General features: G+C 38.5%; 13 protein-coding genes and 1 pseudogene. 8 read left to right on the forward strand and 6 right to left on the reverse strand.

What is annotated here, in order from left to right; translation table 11 throughout:
* Positions 1-8 precede the first annotated feature (8 nt).
* Together MKL35_RS09515 and MKL35_RS09520 are read left to right on the forward strand one after the other, a co-directional pair.
* A complete protein-coding gene (locus tag MKL35_RS09515) occupies positions 9-683 on the forward strand; it encodes a DNA-binding response regulator PmrA (protein WP_002051287.1) in 675 nt (224 codons plus the stop codon).
* Between the two features lie 25 nt (positions 684-708).
* Entirely contained in the window at positions 709-2,043 is a 1,335-nt protein-coding gene (locus tag MKL35_RS09520) for a two-component system sensor histidine kinase PmrB (protein WP_004712203.1), read from the forward strand.
* Here MKL35_RS09520 and MKL35_RS09525 read toward each other — a convergent pair.
* From MKL35_RS09525 to MKL35_RS09535, 3 genes are all read right to left on the reverse strand, one after another.
* The gene (locus MKL35_RS09525) at positions 2,040-2,738 is read right to left on the reverse strand and encodes a phosphatase PAP2 family protein (protein ID WP_004885453.1); all 699 of its coding nucleotides are present in this window, start codon (positions 2,736-2,738) and stop codon (positions 2,040-2,042) included. The genes MKL35_RS09520 and MKL35_RS09525 overlap by 4 nt on opposite strands.
* 259 nt (positions 2,739-2,997) lie before the next feature.
* Positions 2,998-4,185: an ammonium transporter gene (locus MKL35_RS09530; protein ID WP_004885455.1), complete on the reverse strand. Its 1,188-nt coding sequence runs from the start codon at positions 4,183-4,185 to the stop codon at positions 2,998-3,000.
* A 305-nt stretch (positions 4,186-4,490) separates the two neighbouring features.
* Positions 4,491-5,375 (reverse strand): LysR family transcriptional regulator, encoded by an 885-nt coding sequence (locus tag MKL35_RS09535; protein WP_032010134.1) that lies wholly within the window; start codon positions 5,373-5,375, stop codon positions 4,491-4,493.
* Positions 5,376-5,491: 116 nt separating this feature from the next.
* Here MKL35_RS09535 and MKL35_RS09540 point away from each other — a divergent pair, with 116 nt between their 5' ends.
* The 3 genes from MKL35_RS09540 (at position 5,492) to MKL35_RS09550 (ending at position 8,278) form a co-directional block, all read left to right on the forward strand.
* Positions 5,492-6,397 carry an AEC family transporter gene (locus tag MKL35_RS09540; protein ID WP_032010135.1) on the forward strand — a complete coding sequence of 302 codons (906 nt, stop codon included), beginning with the start codon at positions 5,492-5,494 and terminating at the stop codon, positions 6,395-6,397.
* A gap of 94 nt (positions 6,398-6,491) precedes the next feature.
* Entirely contained in the window at positions 6,492-7,508 is a 1,017-nt protein-coding gene (locus MKL35_RS09545) for a J domain-containing protein (RefSeq protein WP_032010138.1), read from the forward strand.
* A 137-nt stretch (positions 7,509-7,645) separates the two neighbouring features.
* Positions 7,646-8,278 (forward strand): methyltransferase domain-containing protein, encoded by a 633-nt coding sequence (locus MKL35_RS09550; RefSeq protein WP_050598848.1) that lies wholly within the window; start codon positions 7,646-7,648, stop codon positions 8,276-8,278.
* 9 nt (positions 8,279-8,287) lie between these two features.
* On the opposite strand, the gene MKL35_RS09555 is transcribed toward MKL35_RS09550, so the two are convergent.
* The gene (locus tag MKL35_RS09555; protein WP_032010142.1) at positions 8,288-11,167 is read right to left on the reverse strand and encodes a valine--tRNA ligase; all 2,880 of its coding nucleotides are present in this window, start codon (positions 11,165-11,167) and stop codon (positions 8,288-8,290) included.
* A 196-nt stretch (positions 11,168-11,363) separates the two neighbouring features.
* Here MKL35_RS09555 and MKL35_RS09560 point away from each other — a divergent pair, with 196 nt between their 5' ends.
* Genes MKL35_RS09560 through MKL35_RS09570 form a run of 3 tightly spaced genes read left to right on the forward strand, consistent with a single transcriptional unit; the run spans position 11,364 to position 13,362 of the window.
* Positions 11,364-12,041, forward strand: a complete 678-nt coding sequence (locus tag MKL35_RS09560; RefSeq protein ID WP_002051408.1) for a hypothetical protein — start codon at positions 11,364-11,366, stop codon at positions 12,039-12,041.
* Between the two features lie 25 nt (positions 12,042-12,066).
* Entirely contained in the window at positions 12,067-12,873 is an 807-nt protein-coding gene (locus tag MKL35_RS09565) for an SDR family NAD(P)-dependent oxidoreductase (RefSeq protein ID WP_001086059.1), read from the forward strand.
* A 54-nt stretch (positions 12,874-12,927) separates the two neighbouring features.
* Complete coding sequence (locus MKL35_RS09570) at positions 12,928-13,362, forward strand: nuclear transport factor 2 family protein (RefSeq protein ID WP_004712224.1); 435 nt, start codon at positions 12,928-12,930, stop codon at positions 13,360-13,362.
* Here MKL35_RS09570 and MKL35_RS09575 read toward each other — a convergent pair.
* Positions 13,359-13,794: pseudogene (locus MKL35_RS09575) on the reverse strand (YbjQ family protein). The gene MKL35_RS09570 and the pseudogene MKL35_RS09575 overlap by 4 nt on opposite strands.
* Positions 13,795-13,801: 7 nt before the next feature.
* On the reverse strand, positions 13,802-14,152 hold the full coding sequence (locus MKL35_RS09580; RefSeq protein ID WP_032010144.1) for a YbjQ family protein: 351 nt from the start codon (positions 14,150-14,152) through the stop codon (positions 13,802-13,804).
* Between the last annotated feature and the right edge of the window lie 27 nt (positions 14,153-14,179).

The following is a 14,179-nucleotide window of genomic DNA, read 5'->3' on the forward strand; positions in this document are numbered from 1 at the left end:
CCTAGAACATGACAAAAATCTTGATGATTGAAGATGATTTTATGATTGCAGAATCAACAACGACGTTGCTGCAATATCATCAATTTGAGGTGGAATGGGTCAATAACGGTTTAGATGGTTTGGCCCAATTAGCAAAGAATAAGTTTGATCTCATTCTTTTAGACTTGGGATTGCCAATGATGGATGGTATGCAAGTTTTAAAGCAGATTCGTCAAAGAGCAGCAACACCAGTCTTGATTATCTCTGCACGTGACCAACTGCAAAACCGTGTTGATGGTCTGAATTTGGGAGCAGATGATTACTTAATTAAGCCTTATGAGTTTGATGAATTACTCGCTCGTATTCATGCTTTATTACGCCGTAGTGGCGTAGAGGCTCAACTTGCAAGCCAAGATCAACTACTAGAAAGCGGTGATCTGGTTTTAAATGTTGAACAGCACATTGCAACATTTAAAGGGCAACGTATTGATTTATCGAATCGTGAATGGGCAATCTTGATTCCGCTTATGAGTCATCCAAATAAAATTTTCTCAAAAGCTAATTTGGAAGATAAGTTATATGACTTTGATAGTGATGTGACCAGCAACACGATTGAGGTATATGTCCATCATTTAAGGGCTAAGTTGGGTAAAGACTTTATTCGAACTATCCGAGGACTGGGTTACCGTTTAGGGCAATCATAATTTAAGATTTCGGGACTTCATGAACGTGCATTATTCATTAAAAAAACGACTGATTTGGGGCACCTCAATTTTCAGTGTCATCTTAGGTTGTATTTTAATTTTTAGTGCTTATAAGGTTGCACTTCAGGAAGTCGATGAAATTCTAGATACTCAAATGCAGTATTTAGCGGAAAGAACGGCTGAGTATCCCTTAAAAACAGTAAGTAGTAAGTTTGATTTACATCGGACTTACCACGAAGAAGATTTATTTTTAGATATTTGGGCTTATAAAGACCAAGCGAATTTATCTCATCATCTTCACTTCTTGGTTCCTCCAGTGCAACAAGCTGGTTTTTATTCACATAAAACCGCTGAAGGTGTAGTCCGAACATATGTTTTACCGTTGAAAGACTACCAAATTCAGGTCAGTCAACAAGAGCGGGTTCGTGAAGCTTTCGCATGGGAGCTTGCCGGCAGCATGTTCATTCCATATTTAATTATTTTACCTTTTGCGATATTTGCCTTGGCCGCCATTATTAGTCGTGGTTTAAAACCAATAGATGATTTTAAAAATGAGTTAATGGAGCGTGATTCTGAGGAGTTAACACCAATTGAGGTGCATGATTATCCTCTAGAACTTTTGCCTACCATTGATGAAATGAACCGTCTGTTTGATCGTATTTCTAAAGCACAAAATGAACAGAAGCAATTCATTGCTGATGCTGCTCATGAACTAAGAACACCTGTTACTGCATTGAACTTACAAACCAAGATTTTGTTAAGCCAGTTTCCTGAGCATGAATCGTTGCAAAATTTAAGCAAAGGTTTAGCTCGTATTCAGCATTTAGTGACGCAGCTTTTAGCGTTGGCAAAGCAAGATGTAACTTTAAGTATGGTTGAACCTACTGGCTATTTCCAGCTCAATGATGTGGCTTTAAATTGCGTTGAGCAGTTGGTTAATTTAGCTATGCAAAAAGAAATTGATTTAGGCTTTGTTAGAAATGACCCTGTCGAGATGCATAGTATTGAACCTACCGTACATTCGATTATTTTTAACTTAATTGATAATGCAATTAAATATACACCACATCAGGGGGTAATTAACATTTCAGTTTATACCGACCCAGATAACTTTGCTTGTATTCAAATCGAAGATAGTGGCGCAGGTATAGATCCTGAAAATTACGATAAGGTGCTTAAACGTTTTTATCGAGTACACCATCATCTTGAAGTGGGAAGTGGTTTAGGTTTATCAATTGTAGATCGTGCAACTCAAAGACTTGGTGGAACTCTAACTCTCGATAAAAGTTTAGAACTTGGTGGTCTTTCAGTTTTAGTGAAGTTACCTAAGGTTTTACATTTACATGAAACAAGAGCTTAACTAAGCTCTTGTTTTAACTGTTTTTCGAACTCAAAGCGATGAATACAAATCGCATAAAAGAAAATGTTCACTGCCCAAACAACCCAACCTGTCCATAAGTTATGACTTAGGAAATGTGCTCCTCGCATCATTTGTGCCCAACCCATCATAAATCCTAGTAAAATGCCTGAAAATAAATAAAAATAAGCTCGTTTTGGTTGTTCAAGACGATAAACAAAATAACCGGTCATTATGATAAATCCAGCACTGGCATGACCACCTGGAAAACAATGACCATGTTTTGCTGTAAAGTCCCAAATATAGCCACCTAAACTATTAGGATGAACCATATTCCAAGGGCAGGCATGAGCAGATTGTGATTTTAATAAACCAACAACACCGCTACCAATCATGCTGACAAAAAACATATAACCATATTGCCAGCGATAGATTTTTAACTTTTCTACTTTAAATGAAGCAAGCCACAGGCCAAAAAAGATGACATAAACCGCAGTGATAATGTCTTTTACGATTTGATGATTAAGCCTCTCAAGATACCAATTTTCCCGATTAAAAAATTGACCAGTTGAATCAATCCAAGGTTGGATAAGATACATATCAATTTTTCCACCCACTGGAAATACAAATAAAAGTATAAAAAAGCTGATCGCAAGAAAAATAAGCTGAAGCTGAAAAAAATGTTTTTGTTGATTCATTGTGTTTTAACATCAATTTAAGCGTGAATTGAAGGCATTACATAAAATAAAACTTAAATTGTTCTTAAACTAAACAGGATTTTGTTTTTAAATCTTAGAAAAATATTCAATTTAATATATTTTTCAATATATTAAATTGAATGTATGGAAAACTAAAAGTGTAGTTTTTAATCAAGAAAAGTTATTTTTAAACTAAGAGGTTTTATTTGTAAGAGGTATATGACGCAGAATATTTAAATCCTGCTTCATAATCATTGAATCAAAACATGCCTTCTTCAGAGTTGGCAGAGATTTTATGAATAGACAAATCTGCACCACGAAACTCATCTTCTTGAGATAAACGAATACCAATGGTCGCTTTAAGGATGCCATAAACAATAAAACCGCCAGCAAGTGCAATAGCAATCGCGAGTACTGTACCAATGAGTTGTGAGGCAAAAGATACACCGCCTAAACCACCTAGCCATTTTTGACCAAATAACCCCACTGCAATACCGCCGAAGGCACCGCAAACCCCATGTAAAGGCCATACACCTAGTACATCATCTACTTTGAGTTTATTTTGAGTATAGGTAAATAGGTATACGAACATGGCACCAGCTATACCACCAATAACAAGTGCACTCACGGGATGAACAATGTCAGATCCGGCACAAATGGCAACTAAACCGGCAAGTGGACCATTATGTAAGAAACCTGGGTCATTTTTCCCAATTGCATTTGCTGTAATCGTTCCGCCAACCATTGCCATAAGTGAATTAATAGCAACTAGCCCAGAAATAGCATCAAGACGTTGAGCACTCATTACATTAAAGCCAAACCAGCCCACAATTAAAATCCATGAACCAAGTGCTAAAAATGGAATTGAAGAAGGAGGGTGAGCACTTACACGACCATCTTTCTTATAACGACCAGAACGAGCACCTAATAAAATAACCGCAGCGAGTGCAATCCAGCCACCCATTGCATGGACTACAACTGAACCGGCAAAGTCGTGAAAAGCTGCGCCAAAGGTCGCTTCTAACCATTTTTGTAGACCATAGTTACCATTCCAGACCATACCTTCAAAAAAAGGATAGACCAGACCTACTAAAGCGAGCGTTGCTATTGCTTGTGAACGCATTTTGGCGCGTTCTGCAATACCACCTGAAATAATTGCAGGAATTGCCGCAGCAAAAGTCAGTAAAAAGAAGCAGCGCATTAAGTTGTAACCATGATCACTTGCTAGCGCTGTACCATCATGGAAGAAATGCTGGCCATAAGAAATGTAATAACCAACAAAGAAATATGCGATTGCGGAGAGGGCAAAGTCAGTCAGAATTTTACTAAGCGCGTTCACCTGATTTTTGTGGCGAACTGTACCAAGTTCCAAGAATGCAAAACCTGCGTGCATGGCAAGAACCAAAACTGCACCAAGTAACAAGAAAAATAGATCTACATTTTGCATAGCATGCTCGAAAAAAGTGCTAAATTCCATTTTGGAACAAATCTGGGTCTGTAAATTGCACCAAAATAGATTTAAGGAACCTAAAAACCTAAGTTTGCCGAAACAAACTCAATTGCATAAAAGTGAATATGCAATAAGCGCACCAATTTGGATTGTGAAATTAGTTTTTGGCGATAAATGGTGCGTTAATTTGCTTAAAATAGGCTGTTATGGCACATTTTTATGATAAAAGTCATCTAATTTGTTTATAAAATGACCCAAATGAGTACGTTATTAAAATATAAAACGAATTAAATTCTACTAAATTATTTATTAGACCAAACCTCTTGAGCAACCTCTATAAATGCTTTTACGGCTGGACTGATGTGTTTCTTGTTTTTTACTGCAAGGCCAATAGAGCGTTTAAGATTCGGTTTAAAAGGGCGTTTGACCACGTTTGGATAAAGTGAGAGTAACTCCTTGGTGATGACCATATCAGAGACTATCGAAATCCCTAACTGGTTGTGTACCATACTGACAATACTTAGAATTTGTGAAACATAAAATTTGATATCTGGTTTGACATTAAAGTTTTTTAAAATTAATTCGACCTGATGTCGACTACCCGCCATTGTCATAATGAAAGGACAATTTTCTAGCTGTGCTGGATCAATATAGAGTTGTTGGGCGAGCGGGTAACCATTCGGAATTAAGGCAACAAAACGATCTTCGATTAAAGGGAATGTATCGAATCGCTCATCTGGCATAATTAAAAAACCAACCTCTATGCGCCGTTCCAATAACCACTGAGCAACTTCTTTATCTTCACCTTCATCAATATAAATTTCGATTTTAGGATAGCGCTGCCGAAAGGTTTCTAAAATTTCAGGCAGTAGATAAATAGAGGATGATGCCCCAAAAGAACCAATACGTAATGTTCCTTCATTTAAACCGTGGATGGCAGCCACTTCTTTTTCTAATGTATCGGAAATACTCAATAACTCTTTTACATGGGTCAATAACTGCTGACCTGTCGTGGTGAGTTCAATATCGCTTTGAGTTCTTGAAATGAGGTTAATACCCCATTGTTGTTCTAATGATTTAAGCGCATGGGAAACTGCCGACTGTGAAATGCCCAACTTTTCAGCGGTCGTAGTGAAACTTTTTAGTTCAGCAATGAGTGCGAAAATTTCAAGTTGGGTAAAGGTCATGTTGTATTTGTTATGAGTAAAAACTCATTTTATCATGAGTTTTCATTATCTTTAATATATGAGTAAGCCAAGCTAATTGCCAAAGCAGCAAGCCCTAACAAAACTCGAGTAAAGAAATGAATAGCATTGTTTTATCTCTTTTTCCTTTAGTTGCATTAATTGCATCGGGATACTTATTTAAAAAATATCATTTTTTCAGCGATGAGTTTTGGGTTGGGGCAGAGAAGCTTAATTACTATATTTTATTTCCCGCTTTGCTTTTTAGTACGCTATCGACTGCAAAAATTGACTTACAAAGTTTGAGTACAGCCATTATTGCGATGTTGATTGTGGTCTTAGCTGTGACCGCCTTTTTATACATACTCCGAATGTTTTGGCATATACCGCCTGCGCGTTTTGGTGTGCACGTACAAAGTATGGTTCGCTTTAATACCTATATTGGTTTGGCCTTAGTGACTTCACTTTTTAAAAGTGAAGGAATGGCAATACTGGCAATTTTATTGGCACTTTGCATTCCACTGGTAAATGTTATTTCGGTGCTTGCTTTAACTTCTAAAGAACATATGGCAATTAAACCTGTTTTGATTGCACTGCTTAAAAACCCTTTAATTGCATCATGTGTGATCGGAGCAGCAGTCAATGCGCTTCATATCCCGATTTGGGAAGGCTTTACTCAGTTTATTAAGCTTTTTTCTGTTTCGAGTTTGCCATTAGGTTTGTTATGTGTTGGCACAGCTTTGCAGTTTATGCAAATAAAAAAAGACATTGTGATATTGGCAGCAGACACTTTTGCTCGACTTTTAGTAGTACCTGCTTTGGCTTATATGGTCTGTACTTGGTTTGATTTACCAAGCTTACAAACGCAAATTTTAGTCATTTTCTTTGCGCTACCGACTGCTTCAGCTTCATACATTTTAACCAAAGTTTTGGGTGGCGATAGTCAGCTCATGGCAGCCGTGATTAGCTTTCAAACGTTATGCGCCGCCGTGACTTTGCCATTAGTGATTTGGTGGATTTCTTAAGATATAAATTTTAGACCTTTTAACACTTAAAGAATGCTGGCTACCTTCCTCATCTGATTATTGATACACTTTTTTCTTTTTCAGGTGGATGATTATGTCCTTTGATCTCAAAGTGAGCTTGCAGCAAAGGTCTGAACCGTCTGCACAGCAGAAAAAACTGAATCGCCTGATTGATAAAATAGAGCATCAAAAAGTGAGCCTTGCCACATGGCAAAATGCACAAGCCGAGATTCAACAGCACATTCGGCAAAAATTGATGCCTGTATATAACGATTTACATACAGTGCTATTTCAGCAGTTAGAGCAACTTTGGAATATGCTGCATAGCCATGAGTTTTCCAAAGCAGCTATACAACAACTCGATGAAAAAAATGCTCGGCTTGCACAAATGTTGAAGCGCTCCAAAATGCTATCTACTGAACAATTGGATTTAGTGAAGCAGATCGATACCTTTTATCAGCAACATACTCAAGATTCGGTAAAAAAGAATAAAAAAACTCAGCCAATAAAATCTGAATACCAAGAAAGCGTTGATCAGGGTTCAGAGTTTGAAGAAGACTTTGAACAATATGCTGCCGAGCAACAACAAGCGCGTGAACAAGCCAAACGGCAAAGACAGCAGCAGAAACGTGAACAAGCTGAGCAAATGGCAGCGCAGTCGTTAAAAACAGTTTATTTAAAAATTGCCGCGATGATTCACCCAGACCGTGAGCAAGATGAAACAAAGAAACAGGAAAAAACTGAGTTTTTTCAACAAGTAAGTCAGGCCTATGAAAAACAGGATTTGTTTTATTTACTCAAACTCCAGTTACAGCTTGAACAGAATAAAGGGCTAGGTGCTAAAGAACTATCTGCTGAGCAGTTACGGTTTTATAAACTGGCTTTAGATGCACAAAGTCAGCAGCTTGAAAGCCAAATTGCTGAGATCTTAGATTCTTTTCAGTTAGCCAAGAATGTGAAAGCAGAGCATGTACATATTAGTGATGTGTATAAAGCTATAGATGCTGATTGTGCTGAGTTAAAGCAGCAGGTGAAATGGGAAAAAGAGCGTTTAAAGCATATGAAAAAAGTGAGTGGGGTAGAGATGTTGTTGGGGCATGAGGCGCTTTAATTAGCTTCTAGGCTTTATATGCAGCCATGAGGCTACCGATGATTTGATAAGGAATAAATTCTAAAATAAGAAATCGTTGTGGTTATATTCTTTATAAAATATAGTGGGGAAATTATAAAAAATAAAAGATCGGATTTATGAATGAAAAATTTATTCAATTATCAAAAGAACTTAAACATAGACCTATTTTAGAGAAGGCTTTAGGTTATTTTCGTAACTTACCTTTAGTTGCTATCGATTGTGGCTGTGGCGCTGGCAATGAATCTGCTTATCTACTCTCAAAGGGATTTAATGTTCATGCTTTTGATATTTCAATTGATGCGCAAAAAGTCTGTACTGAGCGATTCAAAGATGACTCTAAATTTATTTTCTATCATGAATCTTTTGAAGACTTTAATTTCCCGTCTGCAAGCTTAATTATTGCTTCATCAAGTCTATTCTTTTGCGATCCAAGTTATTTTTATAGCGTAATTAAACGAATGATAAATGCTCTTTCTGAAGGCGGAATTCTGGTAGTTGATTTATTGGGGACTCAAGATGAATGGGTTACTAGAGAACCTGCAAAATTTATAGGTTTTACTTATCAAGATATAGCCGACTTATTTTTATGTGACTTTAATTTATTGTTTTATAAAGAAATGAATGAAAATTTACCTTTATTAAATGGTTGTATAAAAACATGGCATCTTCATATGCTGATGCTACAAAAAAGTAATTTTTCAATAGAGAAAAACCCAGAACCTGCTTACACAGATTCTGGGTTCGTTTAACTAATTAAATTAAAGCGCAGCAATTTGCTCCATATTCGCTTTAACTTTATCTAACTGCGCAGCAAACTCAGCAAGCTTCGCTTTTTCACCTTCAACAACCGCTGCCGGTGCTTTAGATACAAAGCCTTCATTTGCAAGTTTATTTGCGATTTGATCGTGTTGCTTTTGGATTTTATCCAAGTCTTTTTGCAAGCGAGCAAGCTCAGCTTTAGGATCAATTAAGCCCTTCATTGGTACAAATACCGATGCATGACCTACAACACTTGAAGAAGAAAGCGGTGGTTCTTGATCTTTACCTAAGAACTCAATACTTTCAACTTTAGCCAATGCTTTGAACAATGCTTCAATACGAGTAATTTGCTCACGTTCAGCATCAGAAATGTTTTGAAGTAATACTGGCAATAAACGTGCATTACCTAAGCCCATTTCACCGCGAATATTACGAACCGCACCAATCAAACCTTGAAGCCATTGCATATCTGCTTCAGCTTGTTCATTGATTTTTGCTTGCTCAGGAATAGGGTATTGAGCAGTCATAATCGTTGGGCCGCCTTGACCAAGCATTGGAGCAAGTGTTTGCCAGATTTCTTCTGTCAAATACGGCATTAACGGATGAGCCAAACGTAATGAAGCTTCCATCACAGCAAGCAATACACGGCGTACTTCAGCTTTACGCTCTTCTGAAACTTCTGCATCGTTCAGAACCGGTTTAGTTAACTCAACATACCAGTCACAGTATTCATTCCAGATAAAGTCATAAATCGCTTGAGCAGCAAGGTCTAAACGATACGTTGCAAACGCTTGATGCACAGCAGCTTCAGCTTTTTGCAGACGGCTGATAATCCATTGTTCTGGAAGTTCCCATAGATCAGGGCGAGCTTGTTGACCAACGGTTTGACCTTCAACATTCATCAGAACGAAACGCGTTGCGTTCCAGATTTTGTTACAGAAGTTACGGTAACCTTCAACACGTTTTAAGTCGAACTTGATGTCACGACCAGTGTTTGCAAGGGCACAGAATGTGAAACGAACTGCGTCAGTACCATAAGCATTAATGCCTTCTGGGAATTCTTTACGCGTTGATTTTTCAATCTTCGCAGCATCTTTCGGGTTCATGAGGCCAGTCGTACGTTTTGCGACTAAGCTTTCTAAATCGATACCGTCAATCAAGTCTAATGGGTCAAGTACGTTACCTTTAGACTTCGACATTTTTTGACCTTCACCATCACGTACCAAGCCGTGAACGTAAACTGTCTTAAATGGAATTTGAGATGAACCATCTTCATTTTTCATGAAGTGCATGGTCATCATGATCATGCGGGCAACCCAGAAGAAGATAATGTCAAAACCAGTCACCAACACGTCAGTCGGATGGAAAGTTTTGAGTTCAGGCGTTTGTTCTGGCCAGCCTAAAGTTGAGAATGTCCAAAGTGCAGATGAGAACCATGTATCAAGTACGTCTTCGTCTTGTTTAAGCTCAACATCGGCCGCGATGTTATTTTTCGCACGAACTTCTTCTTCGCTACGGCCAACATAGATGTTGCCATCAGCATCGTACCAAGCTGGAATACGGTGACCCCACCAAAGCTGACGTGAAATACACCAGTCTTGAATGTCTCGCATCCATGCCATATACATGTTGCTGTACTGCTCTGGAACAAACTTAATACGACCATCTTGAACCGCTTCAATTGCAGGCTCAGCAAGAGGTGCAATTTTTACGTACCATTGGTCAGTCAATAATGGCTCAATAATCACCCCAGAACGGTCACCACGTGGCGCTTTTAAGTCATACGGTTGGATTTGGTCTAACCAGCCTTCCGCTTCCGCTTGAGCAACTAATTTTTTACGTGCTTCGAAGCGCTCTAAACCAGCATAGTCTGCAGGTGCAGTAATTGTTTTAGAAATTTGTTCGCCAGCTTTGGCAATGTATTCAAACTCACCTAAAACTTCGGCGTTTTTGTTGAAGATATTGATGATTGGCAAGCTATTGCGTTTACCTAACTCATAGTCGTTAAAGTCATGAGCAGGGGTGATTTTTACACAGCCAGTACCGAAGTCTTTTTCAACGTAGTCGTCAGCAACGATTGGAATTAAACGACCAGTAATTGGCAATACAATATTTTTACCAACAAGGTATGCATAACGCTCATCTTCAGGGTGAACAGCAACAGCAGTATCACCAAGTAATGTTTCAGGACGAGTCGTTGCAACTACGAGATAGTCTTTGCCATCTTGAGTTTTAACTGTTTTATCTTCAAAGAAATATTTAAAGTGCCAAAGTGAGCCTTTTTCTTCTTTGCTTTCTACTTCAAGGTCAGAAAGTGCCGTTTGAAGTTTAGGGTCCCAGTTTACTAGGCGCTTACCGCGGTAAATTAAACCGTCTTCGTGCAATCGAACGAAGACTTCTTTAACGGCGTTTGATAAACCTTCATCCATCGTGAAGCGTTCACGTGACCAGTCTACAGACGAACCTAAACGACGAATTTGTTTGGTAATTGTACCGCCAGATTGTTCTTTCCATTCCCAAACTTTTTCGATGAACTTTTCACGGCCTAAGTCGTGACGAGTTACACCTTGTAAGCCAAGTTGACGCTCAACCACCATTTGAGTTGCAATACCAGCATGGTCGGTACCCGGTTGCCACAAAGTGTTTTTACCCATCATACGGTTATAACGGGTGAGGGCATCCATAATGGCATTGTTAAAGCCATGGCCCATGTGCAAACTACCAGTGACGTTTGGTGGTGGAATCATGATACAGAATGATTCACCGTGACCAGAAGGTTTGAAGTAACCTTGTTCTTCCCACGTTTTGTACCACTTCTTTTCGATCTCGGTTGGATCGTAGGTGGTGGCAATATTTTGAGCGGTTTGAGCGTCAGTCATAGTAGCTTAGATCGAATATGCATAAAAAATTGCATCTATTGTAGCAAAAAATTGCCTCGAAATTAATGTGCTGAAAACAGATAAACGGTTTTGTATTTTTTTCAAAAAACGGTAGATTTATGAAGCATGGATCACAATTTAATCGTGTAGCGGCACGGCAGAAAAATTACAAAAGAATTGATAAGGGATGCGATATATGAGCTACAAAGTTTTTTTAAAGATTTCCGATTCAACCTATACCCAATTTGCTTCAATTCGAGAGAAATTACACGCAGGGGTAAAAGAAAGCCAATCTAAAGCATTAGGTAGTGTTCTTTCCGATTTATCTTGTGAAATTATTGAGCAAGTTTTCTCAGTATTGTTAAAGGATGAGCAAGACAACTCTACTATGACTGAAAAACAGCGCCATGAGTCCGAGAAAGTTCTTCAACAAATTTTAGATACTTTCCGAAAGTATATGCCTTGGTCAGTCTCTTTTTTCGGCAATGAGCGTCTTTTGCCTTTAGTTGATTATATGACCTCACTTATGAAAGAGCGTGAGCAAGATGTTTATATTACTTACCCAATCACACCACAACTTGTGCAACAGGCCCAAACACTGACTGAACAAATACGTGCGGGCAATATGCAAAGCGTAGAAGAGGCTTTTCAGACCTTGATTCAAATTGTGGATTTAGGTGTAACAAGCCTAGTACGTGAACCTAAAAAACGTTTAAAATTTAATTTGGTTGTCGACAAAACCCTAAATGGGGTCATTAATATGACAACGCATTTGGGCTATAAACGTTTGGAAAAATTGGGGACGCAGGTTGATCAGACCACAGCAACTCATTATATCAATCATTTTTTGGCCTTCATGCATCAAGCAGCATAATTTAAAAAGATAATAGGAAGTCAAAATGGCCAAACTTGATACTTTGCAAAATAAAGTGGTGTGGATTACTGGAGCATCTTCCGGTTTAGGTAAAGCTTTAGCTGGTGAATTTGCTCTGCAAGGTGCTCAAGTGATTTTAACTTCGCGTCGCTTTGAAGAATTAGAAGAAGTTCGCGTTGGTTTGCTCCATCCGGATCAGCACTTGTCGGTAGTTGCAGACATTACCAATCAAGAGCAAGTTCAAGAGGCTTATGAGCAGATTTTAAAAGCAAAAGGACGAATTGACTGGCTTATTAATAATGCGGGTTTAAGTCAACGTGCTCTTATTCAGGACACCACAATGGCAACAGAACGCGCCATTATGGAAGTCGATTATTTCTCGCAAGTGGCACTAACTAAAACTGTGCTGCCGACTATGCTCAAACAAAAGTCTGGCCGAGTCGTATTTGTGTCGAGTGTGGCAGGCCTTCTAGGTACGCAGTACCGTGCCAGTTATTCTGCTGCTAAGGCTGCTATTCACATGTGGGCCAACAGTTTACGTGCCGAAGTTGCCGATCAGGGTGTTGAAGTTTCTGTTATTTTCCCGGGCTTTGTAAAAACTAATGTTTCGTTTAATGCGTTAAATGGCGCAGGGCAACCTCAAGGCCATCAAGATGAAGCAATCGAAAATGGACTAGAAGCCGATGTTTTTGCAGAACAGTCAGTTAAGGCATTAATGCAAGGACAAGAATATATCGTGGTAGGCGGTACTAAAGAAAAATTAGGTGTGATGGTTTCCCGTATGTCACCGAAATTACTCTATAAAATGATTCGAAAAACAAAAGTGAAATAAAAAAGAGATTTTGCCGTGCTAAATTGATGGAAAAACCCACATAGAAGGTTCACCATGGATCAAGACTACCATCGTATCTTAGACGTTGTTACGCGTTTTCAATTGGTCTTTGACCAGAAAAATTGGGATGCGTTTGATGAGTTATTGGCCGATCAACTTGAGGTGGACTATTTCCAGTTTAGAGGGGAGCCTTTATGTGTGGTGTCTTGTCATGAATATAAAGGTTCGCGGCAACAAGCTTTGTCACATTTGCGACTACAACATAATTTGAGTAATCCTCTTATTCGGATTGAACAAGACCGTGCATGGCTAGAGTGTAATTATCAAATTTACCGTTTTTCTGAAAATGATTATTTTCATTCTTTTGGTCGTTATTATTTTACTTTGGCAAAACAACAGGACAAATGGAAAATTACCGGAATTTGCCAACACTTAACTAAAAATATTGGCAATCCACGTATTCACTTTTCTGCTATGGGGCAGTGCTAGTCTTTGACTGCTGTACCATAAGCAAAAACTTCAACCATTCCGCCTTGCATACCGAGTTCGGTTGTACTCAACCGAACTCCCATAATATGGTTAGCACCGACATTATGGGCTTGCTGTTTTAAACGAATAATCGCTTCACGGCGAGCTCGTTCAACAATGCTTTCATAACTGGTCAGCCGACCCCCCTAAAACATTTTTTATAGAAGCCAGTACATATTTAAAGTAGTCGTGAGAAATGACTACATTACTGCTAATAAAATGGCCTAATTGATCACTTGTTGCAAAACGATTGGTATCAATTCTGATATGTGCAAATTGTTGCTCTTTTTCTAGAAGTTCATTTAAATGTTTTCGTTCAATATGGCGGCCAAAAGCCCAACCAATACTGAAAAGAATAAGAAAAATAACAAGCTGAAAAATAAGATTGTCCATTTTCTACCTATGCATTAAATGGATCGGGTAGATGAGGTGCTTGGGGCTGCACAATGACTGCTGTGCCATATACAAATAACTCGGAAGCACCTTGGGCAATGTTTGAAGTTGAAAAACGAATGCCAACAATTGCGTTAGCACCAAGTTGCTGTGCCTTAGCAATCATGCGATCCATTGCTTCTTGGCGGGATTCTTCTAAAAGTTCGGTGTAGCCTGTGAGTTCTCCACCTACAATATTTTTTAAACTTGCCATGAGGTCACGGCCTACATGTTTACTACGAACAGTGCTGCCATATACAACATCAAGTTGTTTTAAAATTTGATGGCCTGGAACGCTTTCTAAATTACTTAATAACATTGTTTTTTATCAATCAAAATTTATTAA

The sequence above is a fragment of the Acinetobacter sp. AOR41_HL genome (assembly GCF_027854645.1).
Taxonomy (GTDB): domain Bacteria; phylum Pseudomonadota; class Gammaproteobacteria; order Pseudomonadales; family Moraxellaceae; genus Acinetobacter; species Acinetobacter nosocomialis.

Excerpts from the sequence above, each read along its gene's own strand:
- MKL35_RS09525 (WP_004885453.1), bottom strand. The coding sequence starts at position 2,738 with ATGAATCAACAAAAACATTTTTTTCAGCTTCAGCTTATTTTTCTTGCG.
- MKL35_RS09580 (WP_032010144.1), bottom strand. The coding sequence starts at position 14,152 with ATGTTATTAAGTAATTTAGAAAGCGTTCCAGGCCATCAAATTTTAAAA.
- MKL35_RS09535 (WP_032010134.1), bottom strand. The coding sequence starts at position 5,375 with ATGACCTTTACCCAACTTGAAATTTTCGCACTCATTGCTGAACTAAAA.
- MKL35_RS09570 (WP_004712224.1), top strand. The coding sequence starts at position 12,928 with ATGGATCAAGACTACCATCGTATCTTAGACGTTGTTACGCGTTTTCAA.
- MKL35_RS09530 (WP_004885455.1), bottom strand. The coding sequence starts at position 4,185 with ATGCAAAATGTAGATCTATTTTTCTTGTTACTTGGTGCAGTTTTGGTT.
- MKL35_RS09565 (WP_001086059.1), top strand. The coding sequence starts at position 12,067 with ATGGCCAAACTTGATACTTTGCAAAATAAAGTGGTGTGGATTACTGGA.
- MKL35_RS09545 (WP_032010138.1), top strand. The coding sequence starts at position 6,492 with ATGTCCTTTGATCTCAAAGTGAGCTTGCAGCAAAGGTCTGAACCGTCT.
- MKL35_RS09550 (WP_050598848.1), top strand. The coding sequence starts at position 7,646 with ATGAATGAAAAATTTATTCAATTATCAAAAGAACTTAAACATAGACCT.
- MKL35_RS09555 (WP_032010142.1), bottom strand. The coding sequence starts at position 11,167 with ATGACTGACGCTCAAACCGCTCAAAATATTGCCACCACCTACGATCCA.
- MKL35_RS09540 (WP_032010135.1), top strand. The coding sequence starts at position 5,492 with ATGAATAGCATTGTTTTATCTCTTTTTCCTTTAGTTGCATTAATTGCA.
- MKL35_RS09515 (WP_002051287.1), top strand. The coding sequence starts at position 9 with ATGACAAAAATCTTGATGATTGAAGATGATTTTATGATTGCAGAATCA.
- MKL35_RS09560 (WP_002051408.1), top strand. The coding sequence starts at position 11,364 with ATGAGCTACAAAGTTTTTTTAAAGATTTCCGATTCAACCTATACCCAA.